The 24,886-nt window shown below is 70.7% G+C and carries 19 protein-coding genes; 10 read left to right on the top strand and 9 right to left on the bottom strand.

Annotation, left to right across the window (positions count from 1 at the left end; translation table 11 throughout):
- Positions 1 to 38: 38 nt before the first annotated feature.
- Positions 39 to 1,172 (bottom strand): alkaline phosphatase family protein, encoded by a 1,134-nt coding sequence (locus KNO15_RS03640; protein ID WP_374113138.1) that lies wholly within the window; start codon positions 1,170 to 1,172, stop codon positions 39 to 41.
- Between the two features lie 78 nt (positions 1,173 to 1,250).
- Here KNO15_RS03640 and KNO15_RS03645 point away from each other — a divergent pair, with 78 nt between their 5' ends.
- Complete coding sequence (locus tag KNO15_RS03645) at positions 1,251 to 3,728, top strand: DNA gyrase/topoisomerase IV subunit A (protein WP_241702078.1); 2,478 nt, start codon at positions 1,251 to 1,253, stop codon at positions 3,726 to 3,728.
- Between the two features lie 219 nt (positions 3,729 to 3,947).
- Here KNO15_RS03645 and KNO15_RS03650 read toward each other — a convergent pair whose 3' ends face one another.
- The gene (locus KNO15_RS03650) at positions 3,948 to 6,032 is read right to left on the bottom strand and encodes a DNA gyrase/topoisomerase IV subunit B (protein ID WP_241702079.1); all 2,085 of its coding nucleotides are present in this window, start codon (positions 6,030 to 6,032) and stop codon (positions 3,948 to 3,950) included.
- Between the two features lie 224 nt (positions 6,033 to 6,256).
- Here KNO15_RS03650 and KNO15_RS03655 point away from each other — a divergent pair, with 224 nt between their 5' ends.
- From KNO15_RS03655 to KNO15_RS03665, 3 genes are all read left to right on the top strand, one after another.
- Positions 6,257 to 6,493 (top strand): DUF7455 domain-containing protein, encoded by a 237-nt coding sequence (locus KNO15_RS03655; protein ID WP_055915732.1) that lies wholly within the window; start codon positions 6,257 to 6,259, stop codon positions 6,491 to 6,493.
- 66 nt (positions 6,494 to 6,559) lie between these two features.
- A complete protein-coding gene (locus KNO15_RS03660; RefSeq protein WP_241702080.1) occupies positions 6,560 to 7,270 on the top strand; it encodes an alanine racemase in 711 nt (236 codons plus the stop codon).
- A 37-nt stretch (positions 7,271 to 7,307) separates the two neighbouring features.
- The gene (locus tag KNO15_RS03665; RefSeq protein WP_241702081.1) at positions 7,308 to 8,384 is read left to right on the top strand and encodes an alanine racemase; all 1,077 of its coding nucleotides are present in this window, start codon (positions 7,308 to 7,310) and stop codon (positions 8,382 to 8,384) included.
- A gap of 13 nt (positions 8,385 to 8,397) precedes the next feature.
- Here KNO15_RS03665 and KNO15_RS03670 read toward each other — a convergent pair whose 3' ends face one another.
- The 5 genes from KNO15_RS03670 to KNO15_RS03690 all read right to left on the bottom strand — a co-directional run bounded on the left by KNO15_RS03670 (position 8,398) and on the right by KNO15_RS03690 (position 14,218).
- A complete protein-coding gene (locus KNO15_RS03670; RefSeq protein ID WP_241702082.1) occupies positions 8,398 to 9,114 on the bottom strand; it encodes a type 1 glutamine amidotransferase in 717 nt (238 codons plus the stop codon).
- Positions 9,111 to 10,385, bottom strand: a complete 1,275-nt coding sequence (locus tag KNO15_RS03675; RefSeq protein WP_241702083.1) for a MurT ligase domain-containing protein — start codon at positions 10,383 to 10,385, stop codon at positions 9,111 to 9,113. The genes KNO15_RS03670 and KNO15_RS03675 overlap by 4 nt, the downstream gene beginning before the upstream one ends.
- A gap of 1 nt (position 10,386) precedes the next feature.
- A complete protein-coding gene (locus tag KNO15_RS03680; protein ID WP_278046462.1) occupies positions 10,387 to 11,724 on the bottom strand; it encodes an RNA polymerase sigma factor in 1,338 nt (445 codons plus the stop codon).
- A gap of 162 nt (positions 11,725 to 11,886) precedes the next feature.
- A complete protein-coding gene (locus tag KNO15_RS03685) occupies positions 11,887 to 13,227 on the bottom strand; it encodes an MFS transporter (RefSeq protein WP_241702085.1) in 1,341 nt (446 codons plus the stop codon).
- A gap of 61 nt (positions 13,228 to 13,288) precedes the next feature.
- Positions 13,289 to 14,218, bottom strand: coding sequence for a proteasome assembly chaperone family protein (locus KNO15_RS03690; RefSeq protein WP_241702086.1), 930 nt, complete (start codon positions 14,216 to 14,218; stop codon positions 13,289 to 13,291).
- Between the two features lie 118 nt (positions 14,219 to 14,336).
- Here KNO15_RS03690 and KNO15_RS03695 point away from each other — a divergent pair, with 118 nt between their 5' ends.
- The 3 genes from KNO15_RS03695 (at position 14,337) to sucB (ending at position 18,858) form a co-directional block, all read left to right on the top strand.
- Positions 14,337 to 15,818 carry a leucyl aminopeptidase gene (locus KNO15_RS03695; RefSeq protein WP_241702087.1) on the top strand — a complete coding sequence of 494 codons (1,482 nt, stop codon included), beginning with the start codon at positions 14,337 to 14,339 and terminating at the stop codon, positions 15,816 to 15,818.
- Positions 15,819 to 15,924: 106 nt separating this feature from the next.
- A complete protein-coding gene (gene lpdA, locus KNO15_RS03700) occupies positions 15,925 to 17,298 on the top strand; it encodes a dihydrolipoyl dehydrogenase (protein ID WP_241702088.1) in 1,374 nt (457 codons plus the stop codon).
- 66 nt (positions 17,299 to 17,364) lie between these two features.
- Positions 17,365 to 18,858 (top strand): 2-oxoglutarate dehydrogenase, E2 component, dihydrolipoamide succinyltransferase, encoded by a 1,494-nt coding sequence (gene sucB, locus KNO15_RS03705; RefSeq protein WP_241702089.1) that lies wholly within the window; start codon positions 17,365 to 17,367, stop codon positions 18,856 to 18,858.
- Between the two features lie 75 nt (positions 18,859 to 18,933).
- Here the strand turns inward: sucB and KNO15_RS03710 are convergent, their stop codons facing one another.
- Complete coding sequence (locus tag KNO15_RS03710) at positions 18,934 to 20,910, bottom strand: hypothetical protein (protein WP_241702090.1); 1,977 nt, start codon at positions 20,908 to 20,910, stop codon at positions 18,934 to 18,936.
- A 147-nt stretch (positions 20,911 to 21,057) separates the two neighbouring features.
- On the opposite strand from KNO15_RS03710, the gene lipB reads away from it, so the two are divergent.
- The 3 genes from lipB (at position 21,058) to KNO15_RS03725 (ending at position 23,586) form a co-directional block, all read left to right on the top strand.
- On the top strand, positions 21,058 to 21,816 hold the full coding sequence (gene lipB, locus KNO15_RS03715) for a lipoyl(octanoyl) transferase LipB (protein ID WP_241702091.1): 759 nt from the start codon (positions 21,058 to 21,060) through the stop codon (positions 21,814 to 21,816).
- A complete protein-coding gene (lipA, locus tag KNO15_RS03720; protein WP_241702092.1) occupies positions 21,813 to 22,802 on the top strand; it encodes a lipoyl synthase in 990 nt (329 codons plus the stop codon). The genes lipB and lipA overlap by 4 nt, the downstream gene beginning before the upstream one ends.
- Before the next feature lie 85 nt (positions 22,803 to 22,887).
- A complete protein-coding gene (locus tag KNO15_RS03725) occupies positions 22,888 to 23,586 on the top strand; it encodes a DUF4191 domain-containing protein (RefSeq protein ID WP_241702093.1) in 699 nt (232 codons plus the stop codon).
- A gap of 99 nt (positions 23,587 to 23,685) precedes the next feature.
- On the opposite strand, the gene KNO15_RS03730 is transcribed toward KNO15_RS03725, so the two are convergent.
- On the bottom strand, positions 23,686 to 24,864 hold the full coding sequence (locus tag KNO15_RS03730; protein WP_241702094.1) for a low temperature requirement protein A: 1,179 nt from the start codon (positions 24,862 to 24,864) through the stop codon (positions 23,686 to 23,688).
- Positions 24,865 to 24,886 lie beyond the last annotated feature (22 nt).

The raw sequence follows: 24,886 nt of genomic DNA on the forward strand, positions 1-24,886 counted from the left end.
GCGCCGACCGTCGCCGGTAACGCGCGAGGCGCTCCGGTTCAGACCGCCGCGCCGAAGCGCAGCAGCGGCACCCGCGTCTCCTCCGCCGTGAGCGACCCGTGCTGGCCGACCATGCTGCGCCCGGTGCGCTGCGGGTCACGCGAGTCGTAGTAGGCGATGCGTTTGCGCGCGGCGATGAGCACGTCGCCGATCCGTGGCGCGACCTCCGGAGCGACGATCGGACCGAACCAGCCGGCGGCGACGGCCTCGTCGCGGGTGGCGACCCACGACCGGCCGCCCTCCACCGCGTTCCAGCGTGCGGCGACCTCCTCGGCGCTCGCCCCGGGACGCACATAGAGGTGCAGCAGCCGCGGCTCGCCGGCGACCTCGTCGACACCCTCCAGCAGCTCCGGCGCGGTGTCGTAGAGCACGTGACCGCTCTCGGGGATGTCGACGATCCCGTGGTCGGCGGTCACCAGCACGCCGTGGCCCGGACCGAGGGAGGTGGCGAGCTGTGCGACCAGGCCGTCCAGCGTCTCGAGCTCGGCGGTCCAGCGCGGCGACTCCCAGCCGCGCGCGTGGGCCGCCTGATCGAGTTCGGCGACATAGAGATAGGTGAGACCGGGACCGGGCGTGCGGAGGATCTCCCGCACGGCGTCGAACCGATCCGCCATGGTGCGGCCGGCGATGAACTCGGCTCCGCGGAGGATCGCGTGGGTGAACCCCGAGTCCGCATAGGCGGGCACCCCCACCGCGTAGGCGGCGACTCCGGCGGCCGAGGCTCTCTCGAACACCGTCCGCGAGCGCTGCCAGGTGGCCGGGTCCATCTTCTCGTCCCAGCCGTTCAGCTGATTGCTGAGCCGGCCCGCGTCGTCGCGCACGCGGTAGCCGACCAGGCCGTGCTCTCCGGGCGTCGTGCCGGTCGTGAGCGTGGCGAGCGCGGCGGCCGTCGTCGTCGGGAAGCCCGCGTCGATCGTCGTCGCCTTGCCGAGGCGGGAGGCCAGCGTGCGCGCGTGCCCCTCACGAGCCCGGAGCGCTGCCGCACCGAGGCCGTCGACAACCACGACCACCGCGTGCTGCAACGGGCGCAGCCCGAGCGCGTTGCCCTGGCCCTGCACCGCTGCCAGGGAACTCGGCAGAACCGTGGCGAGGCTCGCCGGGGTGGTGAACGCGGCCGGTAGCATGGGGGGCATCCGGCCCAGTCTGTCACAGCTGGACGGACGGGAGCCGTCGAACCCGCGCCTCCTGCCGCCCCATCACCGAATGCACGAATGACACCAGCAGACGATCAGGCCCCCACCACCGAACGCATCGAAGACGTCGACGTCACGACGGAGATGCAGGGGTCGTTCCTCGAGTACGCGTACTCGGTCATCTACTCCCGCGCCCTCCCCGACGCCCGGGACGGCCTGAAGCCCGTGCAGCGGCGCATCCTCTACATGATGACCGAGATGGGCCTGCGGCCCGACCGCGGTCACGTCAAGTCCGCGCGCGTCACCGGCGAGGTGATGGGAAAGCTGCACCCGCACGGCGACAGCGCCATCTACGACGCCCTGGTGCGCATGGCACAGGACTTCACCCTGCGCGTCCCGCTGGTCGACGGCCACGGCAACTTCGGCTCGCTCGACGACGGCCCCGCCGCTGCCCGTTACACCGAGGCCCGGCTCGCCGCCGCCGCGCTCGCGCTGACGGAGGACCTCGACGAAGACGTCGTCGACTTCGTCCCGAACTACGACAACCAGCTGCTGCAGCCCGACGTCCTGCCCGCGGCCTTCCCGAACCTCCTGGTCAACGGCGCGAGCGGTATCGCCGTCGGCATGGCCACCAACATGGCTCCCCACAATCTCGTGGAGGTCGTCGGAGCCGCGCGGCACCTGCTGGCGAACCCGGACGCGACGCTCGACGAGCTGATGGACTATGTGCCGGGTCCCGACCTCCCGAGCGGCGGCACCATCGCCGGCCTCGCCGGGGTGCGCGACGCGTACGCCACAGGCCGTGGCAGCTTCCGGATGCGCGCCAAGGTGTCCGTCGAGTCGATCACCGCGCGCAAGAACGGTCTGGTGGTCACCGAGCTGCCCTACATGGTCGGCCCGGAGAAGGTCATCGAGAAGATCAAGGACGGCGTCAACGCGAAGAAGCTGAACGGCATCTCGGACGTCACCGACCTGTCCGACCGCCAGCACGGCCTCCGCCTCGTCATCGGCATCAAGACCGGTTTCAGTCCCGAAGCCGTGCTCGAGCAGCTCTACCGGCACACGCCGCTGGAGGAGGGCTTCGCGATCAACAACGTCGCCCTCGTCGCCGGCGGCCCGCAGACCCTCGGCCTGCGCGAGCTGCTGAGCGTCTACCTCGACCACCGCGTCCGTGTCGTCACCCGGCGCTCGGAGTTCCGGCTGGCCCGCCGCAAGGAGCGGCTGCACCTGGTCGAGGGCCTCCTCGTGGCGATCCTCGACATCGACGAGGTCATCCAGGTCATCCGCACCTCCGACGACACCGACGCGGCGCGTACCCGGCTGCAGCAGGTGTTCGATCTGAGCACGCTGCAGGCCGACTACATCCTCGAGCTGCGACTGCGTCGACTCACCCGGTTCTCGCGCATCGAGCTGGAGACCGAGCGCGACCAGCTGCAGGCCGAGATCGCCGAGCTGGAGGAGCTCCTCGCCAGCCGGGCGCGCATCGAGGCGCTCGTGTCGGACGAGCTGGAGCAGGTCGCCGCGAAGTTCGGCACCCCCCGCCGCACGCTGCTGACCGAGGCCAAGCCGTCGATCGCCGGAGCGGGCTCCCGCAGCAAGGCCATGACCGTGCAGCTGGAGGTCGCCGACGTCCCCTGCCGGGTGTACCTGTCGACCACGGGTCGCATCCTCCGCGTCGATGCGGCAGCGGACGGTGCCGAGGGCGAGGGACTCGACCGCATCCAGCCCCCGGCCCGTCGCAGCAAGCACGACGCGATCCTCTCCCGGCTCGACACCACGAGCCGCAGCGAGATCGGGGCGATCACCGACCGCGGCCGGCTCATCCGGTTCTCGCCGGTCGACCTCCCCGCGGCGCCGCTCAACTCGGTCCAGCTCGGCGCCGGGGTCAAGGTCGGCGACTACCTGGCATTGGCCGACCGCTCGGAGCGCGTGCTCGCGGTGGTCTCGCTCTCCTCCGAGCTGCCCATCGCGCTCGGTACCCGGCAGGGCGTCGTCAAGCGTGTCACCCCGGGCGACTGGGCCAACAAGCCGGAGTTCGAGGTCATCACGCTCAAGGCCGGCGATGCGGTGGTCGGCGCCGTGCAGACCACGGACGACGCCGAGCTCGTGTTCGTGGCGAGCGACGCGCAGCTGCTGCGGTTCGCCGCGAAGTCGGTGCGGCCGCAGGGCCGTTCGGCCGGCGGCATGGCCGGCATCAACCTCGCTGCCGATGCCCGCGTGGTGTTCTTCGGTGCAGTGGAGGCCGCCGACCGCGACCAGGCGGAGGTCGTCACGATCGCCGTCAGCGACCAGACCCTCCCCGGCGCAGACCCGGGCAGCGGCAAGGTGAGCGACTTCGGCGAGTTCCCGGCCAAGGGCCGGGCGACCGGCGGCGTGCGGTCGCAGCGCTTCCTCAAGGGCGAGACCGAGCTGGCGCTCGCCTGGGTGGGCGCCTCCGCGCTCGCGGTCGGCCCCGACGGCGCCGCCCGCGCGCTGCCCGAGGGCGGCTCCCGCCGCGACGGCTCGGGTACCCCGCTCGACATGGTCGTGGGCTCCATCGGCCATCGCCTGGCGTAGCTCGAGAGACCACGACATCTCCGTAACTCCGGAGTCCCGGCGCGGCACGCCGCCGACGTCTCCGTACCACCGGAGATGCGCCGACGTCTCGCCCACATCTCCGGCGTTGCGAATGCGTAGTCGTGTTGCCAACTCCGGAGATCGCGGCCCGGCCAGCCGAGATCTCCGGAGTTGCGGTTCGACACGCCGTTTGCGCGGCGCGACCTCCGGAGTTACCGACTACGCGTCGATGCGGGCGCGGGACAGGTCGTCGGCGCTCGCGATGAGGAACTCCTTGCGCGGGGCCACGTCGTTGCCCATCAGCAGCTCGAACACGCGGTTCGCCGCCTCCGCGTCCGAGACGCGCACGCGGCGCAGCGTACGGTGCGCGCGGTCCATCGTCGTCGTCGCCAGCTGGTCCGCGTCCATCTCGCCGAGACCCTTGTAGCGCTGGATCGGCTCCTGGTACTTCCTGCCGCGCTTCTTCAGGTCGGCGAGCACGGCCTGCAGCTCCGCCTCGGAGTACGTGTAGATCGTCTCGTTGGGCTTCGAGCCGGGATTGATCGCCACCACGCGATGGAGCGGTGGCACGGCGGCGAACACCCGGCCCTCCTCGATCATCGGCCGCATGTAGCGGAAGAACAGCGTGAGCAGCAGGGTGCGGATGTGCGCCCCGTCGACATCGGCGTCCGACATGATGATGACCTTGCCGTAGCGGGCGGAGCCGATCTCGAACGACCGGCCGGAACCCGCACCGATCACCTGGATGATCGCCGCGCACTCGGCATTCGACAGCATGTCGGACACGGAGGCCTTCTGCACGTTCAGGATCTTGCCGCGAATCGGCAGCAGCGCCTGGTACTCGCTGTCGCGGGCGCGACGCGCGGTTCCGAGCGCCGAGTCGCCCTCCACGATGAACAGCTCGCTGTTCGCCACGTCGCTCGAGCGGCAGTCCACGAGCTTCGCGGGCAGCGAGGAGGTCTCCAGCGCGTTCTTGCGACGCTGCGTCTCCTTGTGCGCCCGTGCCGAGATCCGCGACTTCATCTCGGCGACGACCTTGTCGAGCACCAGCGCCGACTGCGTCTTGTCGTCGCGCTTCGACGACGAGAACCGCTCGGCCAGCGCCTTCTGGATCACGTTCGCGACGATGGTGCGCACCGCCGGGGTGCCCAGCACCTCCTTGGTCTGGCCCTCGAACTGCGGCTCGGGGAGGCGCACCGTGAGAACAGCGGTCAGTCCCGCCATCACGTCGTCCTTCTCGAGCTTGTCGGTCCCCGCCTTGAGCCGGCGCGCGTTCTGCTCGACCTGCTGGCGCAGGAACTTGAGGAGTCCCTGGTCGAAGCCGGTCTGGTGGCTGCCGCCCTTGGGCGTCGCGATGATGTTGACGAACGACCGCATCACGGTGTCGTAGCCGGTGCCCCAGCGCAGCGCGATGTCGACCTGGCACTCGCGCTTGAGTTCGGTCGGCACCATCGCACCGCTGTCGGACAGCACGGGCACGGTCTCGGTGAAGTGGCCCTCGCCGGTGAGGCGCCAGGTCTCGGTGATCGGGCTGTCGGGCGCGAGGAAGTCCACGAACTCCGAGATACCGCCGTTGTAGCTGAAGGTGGTCCGCTCTCCCTCGGCCGAACGCTTGTCGTCGATCGTGATGGCGAGGCCCGGCACGAGGAACGCGGTCTGGCGGGCGCGACCGATCAGGTCGTCGACCGAGAACTCGGCTCCCTTCGTGAACACCTGGCGGTCGGCCCAGTAGCGGATGCGCGTGCCCGTCACACCCTTGGCGACCTTGCCGGCGATGCGCAGCTCGCTGCCGCTGACGAACGGGGAGAAGGCGGCGTCCGGGCTCGGGGCGGCGGAGCCGTCGGCGAACACGCCGGGCTCGCCGCGGTGGAACGACATCGCCCAGGTCTTGCCGTCGCGGTCGACCTCCACGTCGAGTCGCTCGGACAGCGCGTTGACCACCGACGCACCGACGCCGTGGAGGCCGCCCGACGCCGCGTACGAACCGGTGCCGAACTTGCCGCCCGCGTGCAGCTTGGTGAACACGACCTCCACACCGGTCAGTCCGGTCTTCGGCTCGACGTCGACCGGGATGCCGCGCGCGGTGTCGCGGACCTCGACGCTGTCGTCCGGGTGCAGGATGACCTCGATGGCACTGCCGTGCCCGGCCAGCGCCTCGTCGACGGAGTTGTCGATGATCTCCCACAGGCAGTGCATGAGGCCGCGCGAGTCGGTGGAGCCGATGTACATGCCCGGGCGCTTGCGCACCGCCTCCAGGCCCTCCAGCACCGAGAGGTGCCTCGCCGAATAGTCCGAGCTCGCCACGAGCGCTCCTTGTGTTCCGTGCCTGTTCCGTGCGCACCCGCTACCGATCGGGGCGCCGTGCATCCTCCAGAGTATGCGGTGCGCGGGGTGAACCCGCGATCGACACCCGCGGGGCCGGAGGCTACGCGTTGAGCGAAATAGCAGCCAATACGCGCCTTGCAGCCGGGTTTACGTGGTTCTATAGAGATACCGAGTTCACCGGTTGCGACGGAAAGGAGCATCACATGTCTACTATCACCTCGGAGAACGGTGCGGTTGACGAGCTCGAGTCGGGGCCGCAACTGACGGCCGCGGACCGCTGCGACAGCTGTGGCGCTCAGGCGTACATCCGCGTCGTCGTCAACAACGGCGAACTCCTCTTCTGCGCCCACCACGGCAAGAAGCACCAGGAGAAGCTCTCGCAGATCGCGCACAGCTGGCACGACGAGACCGCGCGTCTCTTCGAAGAGCAGCGCGCCTAGGTCTGCCGCGGGTCCGCGGGCGAGCCTCGAGACGGAGCTGATCGGGCGATGGCAGGAGCCACCGGCGTGCGCAGACGCGCATTCGTCGATCTCGATGCCATCCGCTCCAACCTCTCCGCTGCCGCCCCCGCACCACTCCCCGACTGCACCGCCGATCTCCGCGCCGACGCGTACGGCCACGGGCTCATCCCCGTGGCGCGTGCGCTGACGGACGCGGGGGTCGGCGGTTTTCTCGTCTCCCGGGTCGAGGACGCCTCTGCCCTGGCGGATGCCGGCATCCCCGTTCCCGCGCGTGCGGGGGCGCCCGCCGGCCGGCACGCGAGCGGCGCTCAGAACCTGCTCGGTCCGGAGATCCTCGGTCTCGACGCTTCCCGTTCGGCCACGCCCGCCCTCCGGTTGACGGCCGAGGTCATCGCCGTCAAGCGTGTGGGCGCCGACCGCGGCGTGTCGTACGGCTACACGTACCGCACCGAGCGGCCGAGCACGCTCGTGCTGGTCGCACTCGGTTATGCCGACGGGATCCTGCGGGTCGCTTCGAACAAGGCGCCCGTACTCGTCGGCGAGACGACGGGGCGCATCACGGGCCGCATCGCCATGGACCAGTTCGTGGTCGACATCGCCGACGCCGACGCCGCCACCGGCGATCCGGTCGTCCTGTTCGGCGACCCGGCCCGCGGCGAACCCGCCGCCACCGACTGGGCGGCCGCGCTCGGCGTCGCCGCGCCCGTCATCACGAGCCGGCTCGGCCGGCGTATCGAACGGGTCTACGCAGCGTGACCTTCGACCACCACCGACCGACGAGGAGCGCGAGCGCATGACCATCGTGGACGCGATCGCCGAACCCCTCCCCCGCGCGGTCATCGACCTGGCGGCCCTCCGCCGAAACGTGGCGCATCTCACTGAGCTCATCGCCCCGGCGCAGACCATGCTCGCGGTGAAGGCCGATGCGTACGGCCACGGGCTGATCCCGATCGCGGAGGCCGGGCTGGAGGCCGGCGCGACCTCTCTCGCCGTCCTGGAGGTGCCGGCCGGGCTGGTGCTGCGCAGCGCGGGCATCACCGTGCCGATGCTGGCGTGGTTGCACGGCCGCGACACCGACTGGCGCGCCGCGATCGAGGCCGACATCGAGCTCGGCATCTCCGCCGTCTGGCAGCTCGAGGCGATCGAGGAAGCCGGCGCCGACCGGCCGGCGGTCGTCCACCTCAAGGTCGACACCGGGCTCAGCCGCAACGGCGCCACCCGAGAAGACTGGCCGCACCTGATCGACGCCGCTCTCGACCTGGAGCGGCGCGGGATCGTCCGCATCCGCGCCGCGTGGTCGCACCTGGCCGACGCCTCCATCGCCGACGACGAAGCCGCCCTGGCGGAGTTCCGCAGCGCGGTCGCCGAGGCGGAGGAGCGCGGCGCACGGTTCGAGGTGCTGCACCTCGCGGCCAGCTCCGCGGGCATCCGCATGCCGGAGGCTCGCTTCGACTTCGTGCGGTTCGGGATCGCCGCCTACGGCTTCTCGCCGTTCGACGACAGCACGGGAGCGGAGCTGGGGCTGGAGGCCGTCATGCGACTGGAGGCGCCGGTCACCGAGGTGCACGTCGCCGGCACCACCCGGGCGCGACTCGCGATCGGCTACGGCGACGGCGTCCCGACGCTCGGGATCGCCAAGACGTCGGTGCTGCTGGCCGGCCGCCGCTGCCCGGTGATGGCGGTGGAGGTCGACTCCATGCTCGTCGACGCCGGCTCCGCTCGTGTGAACGTCGGCGATACGGCCGTGCTGTTCGGCACCGGCCGCTCCGGTGACGTCACCGCAGAGAAGTACGCCGACTGGGCCGAGACCATCGCCGACGAGATGGTCACCGGCGTCGCCTCACGCGTGCCCCGCGTCTACGTCAACTGACCCGCCGCCGGCGTCAGAGCGAGACGCTGAGCCGGTCGGCGATCGCGCGGCGGGCGTTGGTGGCGTAGCGGTCGACACGCTCGGTCTGCGAGACCGGCGGCAGCTCGCCGCGAACGGCGGTCTGCAGCATCCGGTCGGCGAGCACCGGGTTCATCGGCAGCACCGGACCGTGCAGGTGCGTCCCGATCGCGCTGCCGATGACGACCCCCTCCGTGCGGTCGCCGTTGCCGAAGCCGCTCACGACGGTGCCCAGAGGCTCGCCGCCCTGGAGCGTCGTGGTCGCGGAGTGGTTCTCGAACCCGGCGAGGGTGAGGCCGTCCCGTGTCGTCACGACGACCTCGGCGACATGGCGGCGCGAGCCGAGCACGGCGCGCGTGGGGAAGACTCCCGCACCCGCGAGCGTCTCGCCCTCCGGCGTCACGATCTCGGTGCCGAGCAGCTGCCAGCCTCCCGCGATCGCGAGGATGGGCACACCCGCATCGCGCCACTGCCGCAGCTGCGGGGCGATGCGTGCCACGTCGCCCGCGACCGCGCGCTGCGACGAGAGCGGGCCGGAGCCGATGTGCACGATGTCCACGCTGGTGGGGAGTTCGCCGCCCGGCGCGTGAGTGACGACCTCCGCCTCCACGCCCCGCCAGCGGGCACGCTCGGCGAGGGCCAGCACGTTGCCGGCGTCACCGTTGATCCCGAGTTCGCGCGGGTAGAGGTGGAGGATGCGCAAGACGCTCACGAAGCACCGCCTTCCAGGTCGAGGAAGCCCAGCTGCTTGCGGATCGCCATCATCTGCTCGTAGTTCACGATCATCGTCTTGGTGCCACGCGCCGGTTTGGGCAGCGCCAGGAACGCCTGCAGCGCGGGCTTGAGCTCGGGCATCACCTGGTCGACCTCGATGCCGGCGTAGGCGAACCGGGTGGCGAACTGCCAGGCCTTCGTGCCCGACACGATGTCGACGTGCTCCAGCTTGGAGAGGTCGATGTCGTACACCCAGGACGGATCGGGCGTGCCCTCGTCGACGGAGACGAAGAGCTGCTCCGGGCTGTGGCTCAGGTAGTCGAGGTTGAGCTGCAGGCTCGGCGGGTTCTTCATCATGATGATCTCGATGTCCTCGTCGCCGACCCGCAGCGTCTCGCCGCGGCCGTAGACCGTGCGGAGCGAGCCCATGGCCGCGACCACGGCCTCCGAGCGGAAGTCGTCGCCCAGCACCCGACGCGCCGTCGCCGTCGCTCCGGCCGCGTCCACCGCATAGTGGAGGCCGCGCGCGGGAAGGCCGATGCGGAGGGACTCACCGCCGATGGTCAGCTGTGCGCTCTGGGTCTCCAGCTTGCTGACGAAGACGGCGGGCACCGGCAGTGCACCAGCAGCGGCACCGGAGAAGTCGGTGACGTTGGCGAGGCCGTTCGGCGACGACTCGATGATCGCAGGGGCGACGGCGAACGTGGTGACGTCCCGCCCCTCGGCGGCGAGCTCCGCGCCGACGCGCGCCAGGCTGTCGTCATCGGCGTTCACCACGACGAACTCACCGGAGCGCTCCGCGATGGTGCGGAGCATCCCGATGACGCGGGTGGGCTCGAAGAACCGGTTGAGCTGGTCGATCTGAACGTTGAGCAGCAGGGAGCCCCGGGGCTTGAGCACCGTCGCCAGGTCGACGCCGTAGGCCTCGTCGACCTCGATGACGCCGACGTCGCCGCGCACGTACCCGTCGAGCGGAACGTCCGCCAGCAGAGCCGAGGCGATCCCCTGCGGGAGGTTGCCTCCGGACGGGTTCGTGAAGACGTTCAGACCGTGCTCGCGCAGGATCGCCGTGAGCATGTTCGTCGTGGTCGACTTGCCGTTCGACCCGGAGACGAAGACGACGCCGAGCGGAAGGCGGCTGACCGCACGCTCCAGGAACTTGGGCGCGATCGCGAGCGCGACCCGTCCCGGCACCGCGGAGCCGCCTCCCCGCAGGCGCAGAAGCCAGCGGGCGAGGCGGCCGGCGATGACCGCCAGTCGATAGCGCACTTTATTCGAGGTAGTCGCGCAGCGACTGCGAGCGGGACGGGTGGCGGAGCTTCGCCATCGTCTTCGACTCGATCTGACGGATGCGCTCACGCGTCACACCGAAGGTGTCGCCGATCTGGTCGAGCGTCTTCGGCATTCCGTCGCCCAGCCCGAAGCGCATGCGGATCACGCCCGCCTCGCGCTCGGACAGGGAGTCGAGGAGGCTCTCCAGCTGCTTCTGCAGCATGGTGAAACCGACCGCGTCGGCCGGGACGACCGCCTCGGTGTCCTCGATCAGGTCGCCGAACTCGCTGTCGCCGTCCTCGCCGAGCGGCGTGTGCAGCGAGATGGGCTCGCGACCGTACTTCTGCACCTCGATGACCTTCTCGGGGGTCATGTCGAGCTCCTTGGAGAGCTCTTCCGGGGTGGGCTCGCGGCCGAGGTCCTGCAGCATCTGCCGCTGGACGCGGGCCAGCTTGTTGATGACCTCCACCATGTGCACCGGGATGCGGATGGTGCGGGCCTGGTCGGCCATCGCGCGCGTGATCGCCTGACGGATCCACCAGGTGGCGTACGTCGAGAACTTGAAGCCCTTGGTGTAGTCGAACTTCTCGACCGCACGGATCAGGCCCAGGTTGCCCTCCTGGATGAGGTCGAGGAACTGCATGCCACGGCCGGTGTAGCGCTTGGCGAGGCTGACCACGAGTCGCAGGTTCGCGCCGAGCAGGTGGCTCTTGGCACGCTGGCCGTCGCGGGCCACCCAGCGCAGCTCGCGCTCGAGCTCCTTGGGCATGTTCGGGGTGTTCGCGAGCTTGTCCTCCGCGAACAGGCCGGCCTCGATACGCATCGCGAGCTCGACCTCCTCCGCGGCGTTGAGCAGCGGGACCTTGCCGATCTGCTTCAGGTAGTCCTTGACCGGGTCGGCCGTCGCGCCGGTGATCGTCGTCGAGTAGACGGGGACGTCGTCGTCTTCGTCGACCGCGCGGAGCACGAGTGCGTCGGTGGGCAGCGGAGCGTCGGCCGCGGCCTGCACGGCCGCGTTCTCGCCCTTCGGGCCGGACTCGTCGGAGTCGTCGCCGTCGCCTTCGGACTCGTCGGAGTCCTCGGACTCCGTGTCGCCCTCGACGGCGTCGTCCTCGTCGATCTCGACCTCGGCGTCGTCGTCGAGCTCCTCGTCGTCGTCGCCCTTCGCGGCCTTCTTCGTCGTCGCCTTCTTGGCGGGAGCCTTGGCTGCCTTCTTGGGGGCAGGCTTAGCGGCCGTCGAGGCGGTGGCGGTCTCGTCCGTCTCGGGGGTCTCGTCGACGGTCTCGGCCTCACGGGCCTTCGTAGCTGCACGGGTTGCCATGTGCCTACCTTCCATACAAAGCTGGCTTTCATACCGGGCGGGGGCCGAGGTGCGGCGGCCGGGCGCCCGACTGAGGTCGCGTGCGGACATTACTAAGACCCATGTCAAGTCCTGAGTGTTCTCGCCGGGCGCCATCAAGCGCTCCAACCTCAGGACATGAACGGGTCCAGATATCAATTATTGCACGTTATCGCCGGGCTCCCGACCACGTCGCCCCCGCCAAACGTCTACGAGTGCAACCCAGAGAGGCCCCACTTCTATTCCCTCGTCCTCCGCCAGCCGGCGGCGGGTGCGTCGGCGCGCCCGCACGAGGAACACCACGCCGAGCCCGACGATCAGGTACTGCAGCGCGAACGCCCAGCGGAACGAGTCGAGCGCGTACAGCCCCGCCGTCGTATGGGCCGTGTTCTGCGCGTCGAGGGCGACGCCGATGAGGAACATCATCACGAAGCTCGCGAGGAACCCTCCCACGTTCACGATCCCGTTGGCGGAGCCGAGACTGTGCAGCGGGTTCGAGGTGCGCGCGAAATCGAAGCCGATCAGCGACCCCGGGCCGCCGATCCCGATCGCGACCAGCAGCAGGATCAGCAGCCAGAGCGGAGGCGTCCCCGGCCACAGCAGAACCAGCGCCCAGACGAGGCCCATCATGCCGACGATGCCGAGGACCAGGTTGCTGCGCCGCAGCGGGAAGCGGGCCGTCAGCAGCCCGAGGATCGGTCCGGAGATCAGGCCCGCCACGACCGACACGATCAGGAGGCCGCTGGCCTCCGCCGGGTCGATGCCCAGCGCGAACACCATGAACGGCAGCCCCCACATCAGGCTGAAGACCGTTCCGGAGGACTGCGTCGTGAAGTGCGACCAGAAACCGAGCTGCGTACCGGGCCGCGCGAGGCTGATGCGCAGCTGGCGCATCGACTCCGGCCAGGTGGCGGGACGCGGACCCTCGCTGGATCCCACCGGGCGGTCGCGGATGGCCGCGACGATCCCGACGAGGGCGACGACCGACACCGACGCCGCGCTCAGGAAGGCGGTCGTCCACCCGGACTGGTGCAGCAGCAGGGCGAACGGGACGGCCGACAGAACCTGGCCGAGCTGGCCGATGTTGCCGATCCACTGCGACAGCTGAGGGACGAGCCGGCCGCGGAACCAGGAGTTCACCAACCGCATCAGCGACGTGAACACCGTGGCATCGCCGGCACCGACCAGGATGCGCCCGACGATCGCCAGCGTGATCGTCGGAGCGAAGGCCACGGTGACCTGGCCGACCACCATCAGAGCGGTGCCGGCGATCATCAGCGCGCGGGAGCCCACCCGGTCGATGAGGACGCCGACAGGCACCTGCATCGCCGCGTACACGATCAGCTGGACGACGGCCAGCGACGAGAGGACCGCAGCCGAGACGTGGAACCGCTCCGTCGCCGCGACACCGGCGACGCCGATACTCGTGCGCTGCATGACGGCGACCAGATAAGCGAAGACTCCGATCCCGAAGATGACCCAGGACCGCCGCGAATTCACCTCACGATCCTACGCCCGGCTCACACTCCACCCCCGACGCCTGCGGCGGCTGCGACGAGGTTCAGCGGTCGCCGCGGGGGTTCTCGTCGTCGCCGTGTCGGCGGAAGGCGAGGAAGTTCTCCAGCTCGGCGGCGATCTCGTCGGCGCTGGGCAGCTCCCCGTCGCGATCGGTGAGCGGGGAGCGCAGCTGCGTGTCCTCCATATAGCTGTCGTGCCGCTCCTCCAGCGTGCCCACCAGCTTGCCGAGCTCGGGATTGCCCGCGACCTGCTCGTCGATGTTCGCGATGAACTCGCGGTCCTCCTCGCGCAAGCGGTCGGTCGGGAAGATGAGCCCGGTCGCCGCGCTGATGCTCTCGAGGCCGGCGATCGCGGCCGCGGGATACTCGGTGTCGGCCAGGTAGTGCGGGATCAGGAGCACGAACCCTGCGATCGGGTACGACAGCTGCTGCAGGCGGAACTCGAGGAGATGGAGGGCGTTGCCCGGCACCTGGGTCTGCGGCTTCCAGATCGACATCGCCTCGATCAGGTCGTGGCGGTTGCCGCTGACGGTCACACCGATGCGGCGCGTGTGCGGCACCGGCATCGGGATGGAGTGCACCCACGTCACGTTCTTCACCTTGAAGCGCTCGATCAGGCCGAGGACCGCCTCGGTGAACGCCTCCCAGCGGAAGTCGGGCTCGAAGCCGGACAAGAAGAGGAACGGCTGGCGCAGTTCGTCGTACACCAGGTGCAGCCGCAGCGTGGACGGCTGGTAATCGGCCAGGTGGTCCTGATCGAAGTAGATGATCGGCCGGCGAGCGCGGTAGTCCAGGAGGATGTCGGCGTCGAAGGTCGCGACGACTTCGCTGTCGAGCGTGCCGAGCAGATAGGTGCCCAACTGGCTCACACCGGATCCGGCATCGGCGAAACCGGTGAGCCCCGCGATCAGCGGGAGGCCCTCCGGCACCTCCAGTGCCGGGTTCAGCTCGTACAGTTCGCCGGGGTCTCGCATACTTCAACTCTAGGCCGAGCTCCCGGCGCGCACCCTGCGGTCGGCCCCGCTCGCAGCACGCCCACAGCGAACAGGCGGCATCCGCGAGGACACGGGCGGCAGCGGCTAATGTCGAGGCATGACCGCTCCCGCACTCCTCCTCTCGTCCGTTCCCTCCCCCGACGCCGCCGTTCTCGTCGTCGCCGCGCGCGGCGGCTCCGACGGCGTCTCGGTCCTCTCGTCCAGCGCCCGTGCCGGGCTGGCCGACGAGCTGGCGGCGGTCGGCTTCGGCGGGGGCAAGGACGAGCTGGTACGGCTCCCGGGCTCGGCGGGGGGCCCCGGGCTCGCGGTCGTCGGGCTTCCTGAGCCGGTCGACGAGGACGCCCTGCGGTACGCGGCGGGCACCGCGATCCGTCAGCTCGCCGGCGTCGGCCACGTCGCCATCGACCTCCCGGCGGCCGACGACGCGCAGCTGGGAGCCGTGCTCGAAGGAGCGGCGTTGGGCGCATACGCCTTCACCGAGTACCGCACGGCCAGCCGCGCCGGTGTGAAGACCCCAGTCGAGACGATCGAGGCGATCGGGTCGTCCGACGCCGGCGACGCCCTCGTCGCCCGCGCCCGCGCAGTGTCGGGTGCCGCCTCCCTCGTGAAGGATCTGGTGAACACTCCCCCGATCGACCTCTACCCCGCGTCGTTCGTCGCGCGCGTCGAGGAGGCGGCAGAGGGTCTCCCCGTCACCGTCGAGGTCTGGGACGAGCGCCGTCTGGCCGCCGAGGGCTTCGGGGGCATCCTGGGCGTCGGGCAGGGCTCGACCCGTCCGCCGCGGCTGGTGAAGGTCGACTACGCGCCGGCGGACGCCGCCAAGCACCTCGCGCTCGTCGGCAAGGGCATCACCTTCGACTCGGGCGGACTGTCGCTCAAGCCGGCCTCCGGCATGGTGGGGATGAAGTACGACATGACCGGCGCGGCCACCGTCCTCGCCGTGGCCCTCGCCGCAGCACGGCTCGCTCTGCCCGTGCACGTGACCGCGTGGCTCTGCCTCGCCGAGAACATGCCGTCCGGCTCGGCCATCCGCCCCAACGACGTGCTGCGCATCCGCGGCGGTCGCACGGTCGAGGTGCTCAACACCGACGCGGAGGGCCGGCTCGTGCTCGCGGACGGCCTCGTCGCCGCCGGCGAGGAGCACCCCGACGCGATCGTGGACGTCGCGACGCTCACCGGCGCTGCGATGGTCGCGCTGGGCACGCGCTACGCGGCCGTGATGGGCTCGGACGACCTGGTCGGCGACGTCATCGCCGCGGCCAAGGCCTCGGGCGAGCTGCTCTGGCCGATGCCGCTCGCCGGCGAGCTGCGGGCGACCATCAACTCCGACGTCGCCGACATCGCCAACGCCAACCCGGGCGTCACCGCGGGAGGGATGCTGCTGGCCGGCGTCTTCCTCCAGGAGTTCGTCGGCCGCACCGGCGACGCGGACGACGCACCGCGCATCCCGTGGGCGCACCTCGACATCGCGGGGCCGGCCAAGGGGCCGTCCGCCCCCTACGGGTTCACCGGCAAGGGACCGTCCGCCGTGAGCGTACGCGCGCTCATCCGTTTGGCCGAGGACTTTTCCCAGAGGTAGTAGGGTCGTATGGGCGGGAAAATCCTGCCCATGCAACTCCTGCTTCGGGCCACCCCTCGGGGCAGGATCGTGTCACGAATCCTGATGCACGCGAGGGAGTAGCTGGGTGTCTGAGCAGAACTTTGACATTGTGGTGCTCGGCGGTGGGAGTGGAGGCTACGCAGCAGCGCTGCGTGCGGCCGAGCTCGGTTTCACCGTCGGCATGATCGAGAAGGACAAGGTCGGCGGCACCTGCCTGCACCGCGGCTGCATCCCCACCAAGGCGCTGCTGCACGCGGCCGAGGTCGCGGACTACTCGCGCGAATCGGCCAAGTACGGCATCATCACCCAGCTCCAGGGCGTCGACATCAACGGCGTGACCGAGTACCGCCAGGGCATCATCGCCAAGAAGTACAAGGGCCTGCAGGGCCTGGTCAAGGCCCGCGGCATCACCGTCATCGAGGGCGAGGGCCGCCTCACCTCCCCCACCACCGTGCAGGTCGGCGACGACACCATCGTGGGCAAGAACGTCATCCTCGCCACCGGCTCCTACTCGCGCAGCCTCCCCGGCCTCGAGATCGGCGGCCGCGTGATCACGAGCGAGCAGGCGCTCGAGCTCGACTTCGTGCCCAAGAAGGTCGCGGTCCTCGGCGGCGGCGTCATCGGCGTCGAGTTCGCCAGCGTCTGGAAGTCGTTCGGCGCAGAGGTCACCATCATCGAGGCGCTGCCGCACCTGGTCCCCAACGAGGACGAGGCGATCAGCAAGTCGCTCGAGCGCGCGTTCCGCCGCCGTGGCATCGACTACCGCCTCGGCGTCCGCTTCTCGGGCGTGACCCAGAACGAGAACGGCGTCGTCGTCTCGCTCGAAGACGGCAGCACCGTCGAGGCCGAGCTCCTCCTCGTCGCCGTCGGCCGCGGCCCGCTCACGCAGGGCATGGGATACGACGAGGTCGGCGTCACGCTCGACCGCGGCTTCGTCATCACCGACGAGCGCCTCCAGACCAACATCCCCGGCGTCTACGCCGTCGGCGACATCGTCCCCGGCCTGCAGCTCGCGCACCGCGGCTTCCAGCAGGGCATCTTCGTGGCAGAGGAGATCGCCGGTCTCAACCCGATCGTCGTTCCCGACGTCAACATCCCCAAGGTCACCTACTGCGACCCGGAGGTCGCCTCCATCGGCCTCACCGAGGCCAAGGCGGTCGAGCAGTACGGAACCGACGCAGTCACGAGCTACGACTACAGCCTGGCCGGCAACGGCAAGAGCGAGATCATCGGCACGAGCGGCTCGGTCAAGGTCGTGCGCGTGAAGGACGGCCCCGTCGTCGGCGTGCACATGATCGGAGCCCGCGTGGGCGAACTGATCGGCGAGGCGCAGCTGGCCGTGAACTGGGAGGCGTACCCGGAGGACATCGCCCCGTTCATCCACGCGCACCCCACGCAGAACGAGTCGCTGGGCGAGGCTTTCCTGTACCTCGCAGGCAAGCCGCTGCACACCCTCTGAAGACGTCTGCCGCAGGTGCGGCTGCAATAAGCTACTGAACGATCAGGTTTTGAAGGAGAAAAGCTCATGAGCGAATCCGTCAGCCTCCCGGCACTCGGCGAGAGTGTCACGGAAGGCACGGTCACCCGCTGGCTGAAGAACGTTGGCGACCGTGTCGAGGTCGACGAGCCCCTGCTCGAGGTCTCGACCGACAAGGTCGACACTGAGATCCCCTCGCCCGTCGCGGGCGTCATCGAGGCGATCCTGGTGCAGGAGGACGAGACCGTCGAGGTGGGCACCGCGCTCGTGACGATCGGCGACGGCTCCGGCGCCGGCTCGGCTCCCGAGGCCGCGGCCCCCGCGCAAGAGGCCGCCCCGGCCGAGGCTGCCGCTCCGGTGCAGGAGGTCGCTGAGCCTGCTCCCGCTGCGCCCGCTGCCGCTGAGCCTGCTCCTGCCGCGCCCGCTCCTGCCGCTCCGGTCCAGGAGGCCCCGGCCGCCGCTCCGGCGCAGGAGGCCGCTCCCGCCGCTGTGTCCGCTCCCGCAGCCGAGCCGACGCCGGCTCCGGCTGCTGCGCCGGTGCAGGAGGCTCCTGCTGCTGCTCCGGCTTCGGCCGCCGCTCCGGCTCCGGCCGCCGCTCCCGCTCCGGCTGCAGCTCCTGCTGCCACCTCGGGCGCGCACGCGGGCAATGCCGGCTATGTCACCCCGATCGTCCGCAAGCTCGCGAACGAGCAGGGCGTCGACCTGTCGACCGTCACCGGCACGGGTGTCGGCGGTCGCATCCGCAAGGAGGACATCCTGTCCGCCGCCGCCCCCGCGGCCGCTGCCGCTGCCCCGGCCGCCGCTGCTCCTGTCGTCGAGGTCTCGCCGCTGCGCGGTACCACGCAGCAGATGACGCGGCTCCGCAAGGTCGTGGCCGAGCGCGCCGTCGTCTCGATGCAGTCGACTGCGCAGCTGACGACCGTCGTCGAGGTGGACGTGACCAAGGTCGCCGCCCTCCGCGACAAGGTCAAGGCCGACTTCCTCGCTAAGACCGGCACGAAGCTGTCGTTCCTGCCGTTCTTCGCTCTCGCCGCCGCTGAGGCGCTGAAGGCCTACCCGGTCATCAACGCCACCGTCGACGGTGACAGCATCGTCTACCCGGACCACGAGAACATCTCGATCGCCGTGGACACGGAGCGCGGGCTGCTGACCCCGGTCATCCGCAACGCGTCCGACCTCGACATCGCCGGCCTCGCCGGCGAGATCGCCGATCTGGCCGAGCGCACGCGCGACAACCGCCTCAAGCCCGACGAGCTGGCGGGCGGCACGTTCACGCTCACCAACACCGGTTCGCGCGGCGCGCTGTTCGACACCCCGGTCGTCTTCCTCCCGCAGGTCGCGATCCTGGGAACCGGCATCGTCACCAAGAAGCCGGTCGTCATCTCGGCCGAGGGCACGGACTCGATCGCGATCCGTTCGACGGTGTACCTCGCCCTGTCGTACGACCACCGCATCGTCGACGGCGCCGACGCCGCCCGCTTCCTCGTCGCGGTGAAGAACCGCCTCGAGGGCGGCGCGTTCGAGGGCAGCCTCGGCATCTGACCCACCCGCGGCCTCGACGGTCGCACCAGCTCTGAGCTCACGGCTCGAGCGACATCGGTTCGGCCCTGTTCCGCTTCAGCGGACCAGGGCCGAACTGCTTTCCCCGCTACCTCTCACGCTGCGTCCCCCCACCACCTCGCCCGCTGGTTCGTCGGCCGGGACCAGCACAAGGGCGAGCAGCACGCCCACCAACGGGACGAGCGCGATCCCGACCAGCAGCGGCCGCTCGGCAGCCCAGGCTCGCGCCGCGCCGACGAACCGCCCGAGCGGTCGGTCTCCGGCCGCGTGGAGCAGCCGTTCGACCGTGCCCAGAACGCGGTCGCTCCCCGACGCGGTTGCGCCGCGACGCTCCGCCGCGCGCCGGCCCACCGACGGACGCCGTGCCGCGGGCGACCGCGCGGTCTCTTCGCCCAGGCGCGAAGGCACTGACGGTGCCGCTCGCCCGTCATCCCTCCGGGCCGGTGCTGCCCTCTCCGCCGCGGTGCCGCTGCTCAGCGCGGGCGCTGACGGTGCCGCACGCCCGTCATCCCACCCCACCGGTGCTGTGCCATACCCGGTGCTGCTGCGCCTCGGCGGCACCGTGGCAGGCGGGTCACCACTCCACCGGGCGGGTGTGGGTCGTTCGTCTCGGTCCCACCCGGCGCCTTCTGCGACTCGCTGATCGCGGTCCCACTGGGCAGACTCCCCGGCGGGTCCCGAGCCAGCACCCGCCGGTGACACTGCGTATCGCTGGTCGCCGTCCCAGCGGGCACCCTCAACGCTGCGCGCGCCGCCGTCCCAGCCCGTCTGTTCCGTACGACTCCCGCCGCCGCTATCCCCCACGCCAAGGGCTCCCGCTCTGCCGGCACCATCGCGCGCCGCTCCTTCCGTTACTGGGCCGCCATCGCGCGCCGCTCCATCCGTCGCTGGGCCGTCGTCGCCCCACCCTGCACGTCCCATCGCCCGGCCGTCGTCACCCCTCCCGGTCGGGGCCACGGTTCGCACCGCCTCGCGACGTGCGCCCTCCCCCGGCCCTCGGGCACCGTCGTGCGTCACTGCCGACACAGCCGCACGGACGTCTTCGCGGAGGACGGTCGCTTCGAGATCCCAGGAGTGCTCGACCGCCTCCGGCGGGCGCAGCCGCGGGTGGGCGTCGCGAGCAGCGGCTTCCAGCGACCTCGGTCCGCTACCGATGCGCAGCGGCGTCGCGCTCTCGACCGCGAGCGCCCTCCGGAGCGCCGCCGGTGCCGCTGCGGCCTCAGGGCGTCGCACGATCGCGGTCGGATCCGCGGCGCACAGGATCGCGGAGATCACGTCATCCCAGCACCGATGACCTCCCGCCGTCGCTGCTGCGAGCAGTCCCGCGGCGCGGCCGCCAGGCACCGCGGAGCACACGGTCTCGGCCAGGGCCGCGAACGCACGCAGGTCTTCCCGCCCAGTTTCGGGGTCGAGTGGACGCAGCCGTTCGATCCCCGTGAGGATCGGGCAGCCGTCGCCACGGAACCCGATGCACCCCGGGGTGAGCACAGCGGCCGCCCGGCCGCAGGCATGGAGGTCGGCGAGACCGCGAGCGACGGCCACCAACACCGTGGCGGCCTCCCCGATCGCCAGCCCGACCGCTCGCGCGAGCAGGTCGCCGAGTGTCCCCCTCGTCGGATGCTCGACGAGGCGGATCAGGAGCCCACGGGCACGCGCCGCCCGGATCGCACGGAGCTCGGGGGGCGGCAGCATGCGAGGAACGTGCTCGGACCGGATGTCCGCGCATGCCTTCGCCTCGGATCCCTCGCCCTCGTCGTCGACGGCGAGCGTCATTCGCGCCGGGCTGGGCAGCTCTCCCCCACTCACCACGATCGAGACCCGCGTCGCCGACGGCGAGGCGACGGCCCTCCCGCGGAGCCCGCGCGCACGCACCGCACTCCCGCTCGGCCCGCGCTCCACGCCACCCGCACGCGCTTCCCCCTCCCCTTCCGCGCCGGCGTCCCCCTCGCACCGCTCGATCTCCCACCCCGCTTCAGACGCCACGGCGGCGGCAAGCCGTGCCAGGTCGATCGGACGTCGCGCGAAGATGCTCATACCCCATCTCACCGCGCCGGCACAGGCTGCGGCGGCTGATCCGGCGATCAGTGGACAACGCCCGCAGACTCCCGGCTGTGAGGGACTGAAGACCGTGCTGCGGGTCACGGTTCGAGTTTTTGTACTGAGTCCACTTAGGATGCTGGCATGACTCTCTTCGATGTCTCCGGGCTCGAGTCCGGCCACGTTCCCTACGACGAGGCGCTGCGGCACCAGCGCGCCGTCCACGCCGAGGTCTCCTCCGGCGCGGCGCCCGACACGATCCTGCTGCTGGAGCACGAGTCCGTCTTCACCGCGGGCAAGCGCACCTCTCCCGACGAGCGGCCGACCGACGGCACGCCGGTGATCGATGTCGATCGCGGCGGCAAGATCACCTGGCACGGACCGGGACAGCTCGTCGGCTACCCGATCCTGCGGCTCGCCGAGCCGATCGACGTCGTCGGGTATGTGCGCTGGCTGGAGGACGTGCTCATCGGAGTGCTGCGCGGGCTCGGCGTGCCGGGCGAGCGCGTCGACGGACGTTCCGGGGTCTGGCTGCGCGGCGCCAGCGCAGTGCCGGGCGGCGCCGGCCGCGACGAGAAGATCGCCGCCATCGGCATCCGGGTCGCCGAGGGCGTGACCATGCACGGCTTCGCGCTGAACTGCTCCAACAGCCTCGACGCCTACGACACGATCGTCGCCTGCGGGATCCGCGATGCCGGAGTCACGACGATCTCCCGCGTCCTGGGCCGCACGGTCACTCCGGCGGAAGTCGCCCCGCTGGTCCGCGACGCCCTCGACCGCGCGCTGGCCGATCCGGCGACGAGCCCGGTCGCGGCCGCCCGACGATCCGAGCCCGGCGCGCAGCTGCCGACCGCGACGCAGTCCCCCGCAGCGCACCCCGCCGCACAGGAGGTCGCCGCATGAGCGCACCGGTCGAGGGCCGCAAACTGCTGCGGCTCGAAGTACGCAACGCCCAGACGCCGATCGAGCGCAAGCCCGCCTGGATCAAGACCAAGGCCAAGATGGGGCCGGAGTACCGGCAGCTGCTGAACCTGGTCAAGTCCGAGGAGCTGCACACCGTCTGTCAGGAGGCGGGCTGCCCCAACATCTACGAGTGCTGGGAGGACAGGGAGGCGACCTTCCTCATCGGGGGCTCCCAGTGCACCCGGCGCTGCGACTTCTGTCAGATCGACACCGGCAAGCCCGCCGAGTTCGACCGCGACGAGCCGCGCCGCGTCGGCGAATCGGTCGCCACGATGGGCCTGCGGTACTCGACGGTGACCGGCGTGGCGCGCGACGACCTCCCGGACGAAGGCTCCTGGCTGTACGCCGAGACCATCCGCGAGATCCACCGGCAGAGCCCCGGCACCGGCGTCGAGATCCTGGTGCCCGACTTCTCGGGCAGCCCGGAGCACCTCGGCGAAGTGTTCTCCGCCCGGCCGGAGGTGTTCGCCCACAATGTGGAGACCGTCCCGCGCATCTTCAAGCGCATCCGTCCCGCGTTCCGCTATGAGCGGTCGCTCGACGTGATCACGCAGGGCCGTGCCGCCGGGCTGATCACCAAGTCGAACCTCATCCTCGGGATGGGCGAGGAGCGCGCCGAGATCAGCCAAGCCCTCCAAGACCTCCACGACGCCGGCACCGACATCATCACGATCACGCAGTACCTGCGGCCGAGTCCGCGCCACCTCCCCGTGGCGCGCTGGGTGCACCCGGACGAGTTCGTCGAGCTGAAGCAGGAGGCCGAGGAGATCGGCTTCCTCGGCGTGCTGTCGGGCCCGCTGGTGCGTTCGTCGTATCGCGCGGGCAGGCTCTGGGCGCAGTCCATGCAGGCCAAGGGGCGCCCGGTTCCCGCCGAGCTCCAGCACCTCGCCGACGCGTCCGCGGGGTTCGCTCAGGCGGTCTCCTGACCGCCTGAGCGGCGCCTCCGCATCGGCGCTACGCCGGCCGTGAACAGGTCATCCAGAGGACGGTCGAGCCGGTATCCTTGTGACTATGGCACGCAAGGACAAGTCCACCAAGGAGCCCGGTCGGCTGAAGCAGATGTGGCAGGTCTTCCAGATGACCCGCCGCTACGACGACCGCGCGCTGCTCTACATCGTGGGCGGAATCGTGCTGCCGATCCTCGCCGGCATCGCGATGGCCGTGTTCCTGTCCGGCGGCAATGTCTTCACGATGGTGCTGTGGATCGTGGCGGGCGTGCTCGCGGGCGTGCTGGTCGGCCTCATCATCCTGGGCCGACGCGCGGAGCGCGCCGCCTACTCGCAGATCGAGGGCCAGCCGGGCGCCGTCGGCGCGGTGCTGCGCAGCTCGCTCAAGCGCAGCTGGCGCGGCTCCGAGATGCCGATCGCGGTCAACGGCAAGACCCAGGACGCGGTCTACCGCGCCACCGGCCGCGGTGGCGTGGTGCTCATCAGCGAGGGCCCCAAGACCCGCACCCAGCGGATGGTCGACGAAGAGCGACGCAAGATCACCCGCGTGCTTCCCAACGTCCCCGTCACGACGATCTCCGTCGGCCCCGACGCCGACTCGGTGCCGCTCCACAAGATCCCGCGCACGCTAGCCAAGATCAAGCCGACCCTGACCAAGGCGGAGGTCCTGGCGATCAGCAACCGTCTGCAGTCGCTCGAGAACCCGATGCCGATCCCCAAGGGAATCGACCCGATGAAGGTCCGCGCCCAGCGCGCGCGCTGACGCCGACCCGCCGCGTGCCGAGGGGCACGTCGTCGCGCTTTCCCCCGGGAGAGGTGCGACGGCGTGCCCCTCGTGCGTTCGGGCTCGCGTGAGCGACGCTCAGCCCTGCGTCCGGCCTCGGTACAGCAGTTGCTCAGCGACGACCACGGCCGCCAGCACGGCGTTCGCCGTCCAGACCACGACCGCCGTCGGGAGGAGGCCTCCGAGCGGCCAGAGGGCCCCGAGCGCGAGGGCCCCGATCACGACTGTGAGCGACCATCGCATCCCGGTCGCCCGGCGGAACAGCAACAGCCCGAGCAGGTAGACGATCGCCGAGCCGCACAGCAATCCTGTCAGCCACGGCGTCGGCGTTCCCAGCGGATGCCGGAGGACGAGCCCGTCGGCCACCGCGGAGAGCACGATCCCGAGCACGAGCAGCAGCGGGATGTACGTGTACGCGGTCTGAGCGATCATCCCGCGCTCCCGTGCGCTCTCGAGATACTCGCTTCCGCGCTGTTGCGCGTGCGAGAAGTAGAGCAGCCAGAGCAGCACCGTCCCGGCGAACGCGGCGAGGAACGCCCCGAGGTGCACGGCGTCGAGCGGTGCGGTGGAGAAGGCCGCCCCGGTGACCACGATCGACTCGCCGAGCGCGATGATCAGGAACAGGCTCACCCGCTCGGACATGTGGGCACCGGAGACGTTCCAGCTCGCGAGCGGCGACCCTCCCATCCCCGGCGTCCAGAATCTGAGCCTCGGCCCGACGTAGTCGATGGCGAGGGCGACCAGCCAGACGACGAGCCTGGCCTGGTCGGGCAGGAACGCGCCGACGATCCAGAGCGCGCCCGCGGTGGCGTGCCACACGATGATGCGCACGAAGTTCGCCGCGTGGTCGGGATGCGCCCGGCTGAATGCGAAGAAGGTGAAGACGCTCCGGCTGAGCTGCATGGCCACCAGGCTGACGGCGAAGAGCAGCGCGCGGTCGCCGAACGCCTCTGGGATCGCCGATGCCAGGAGGAGTCCGAGCAGCATCAGCACGACGAAGAGCGCGCGGACCGCGCCCCGTTCCGGGTCGAGCCAGCTCGACGCCCACGTGGTGAACATCCACACCCACCAGACCACCATCGCGAGCATGACGGTGTGGAGCAGCGACAGCGCGGACTGCTCGTGGAGCAGCACGTGCGAGACCTGGGTGACGGCGAAGACGAACACCAGGTCGAAGAAGAGCTCGGTGTACGTCACCCGGTGAGCGCCGGCGGCGTCCGACCGCAACACATCGCGGGCGAAACCGAAGGCGCGCATGGCAGGAGTGTAGCCGCGACGA

Origin of the sequence: Leifsonia shinshuensis (genome assembly GCF_022606355.1) — a bacterium.
Lineage (GTDB): Bacteria > Actinomycetota > Actinomycetes > Actinomycetales > Microbacteriaceae > Leifsonia > Leifsonia shinshuensis_B.

Coding starts and splice junctions, on each gene's coding strand:
- KNO15_RS03680 (WP_278046462.1), bottom strand. CDS start 11,724: ATGGAAGGTAGGCACATGGCAACCCGTGCAGCTACGAAGGCCCGTGAG.
- sucB (WP_241702089.1), top strand. CDS start 17,365: ATGAGCGAATCCGTCAGCCTCCCGGCACTCGGCGAGAGTGTCACGGAA.
- KNO15_RS03710 (WP_241702090.1), bottom strand. CDS start 20,910: ATGAGCATCTTCGCGCGACGTCCGATCGACCTGGCACGGCTTGCCGCC.
- lipB (WP_241702091.1), top strand. CDS start 21,058: ATGACTCTCTTCGATGTCTCCGGGCTCGAGTCCGGCCACGTTCCCTAC.
- lipA (WP_241702092.1), top strand. CDS start 21,813: ATGAGCGCACCGGTCGAGGGCCGCAAACTGCTGCGGCTCGAAGTACGC.
- KNO15_RS03655 (WP_055915732.1), top strand. CDS start 6,257: ATGTCTACTATCACCTCGGAGAACGGTGCGGTTGACGAGCTCGAGTCG.
- KNO15_RS03725 (WP_241702093.1), top strand. CDS start 22,888: ATGGCACGCAAGGACAAGTCCACCAAGGAGCCCGGTCGGCTGAAGCAG.
- KNO15_RS03645 (WP_241702078.1), top strand. CDS start 1,251: ATGACACCAGCAGACGATCAGGCCCCCACCACCGAACGCATCGAAGAC.
- KNO15_RS03665 (WP_241702081.1), top strand. CDS start 7,308: ATGACCATCGTGGACGCGATCGCCGAACCCCTCCCCCGCGCGGTCATC.
- KNO15_RS03695 (WP_241702087.1), top strand. CDS start 14,337: ATGACCGCTCCCGCACTCCTCCTCTCGTCCGTTCCCTCCCCCGACGCC.
- KNO15_RS03690 (WP_241702086.1), bottom strand. CDS start 14,218: ATGCGAGACCCCGGCGAACTGTACGAGCTGAACCCGGCACTGGAGGTG.
- KNO15_RS03730 (WP_241702094.1), bottom strand. CDS start 24,864: ATGCGCGCCTTCGGTTTCGCCCGCGATGTGTTGCGGTCGGACGCCGCC.
- KNO15_RS03640 (WP_374113138.1), bottom strand. CDS start 1,172: ATGCCCCCCATGCTACCGGCCGCGTTCACCACCCCGGCGAGCCTCGCC.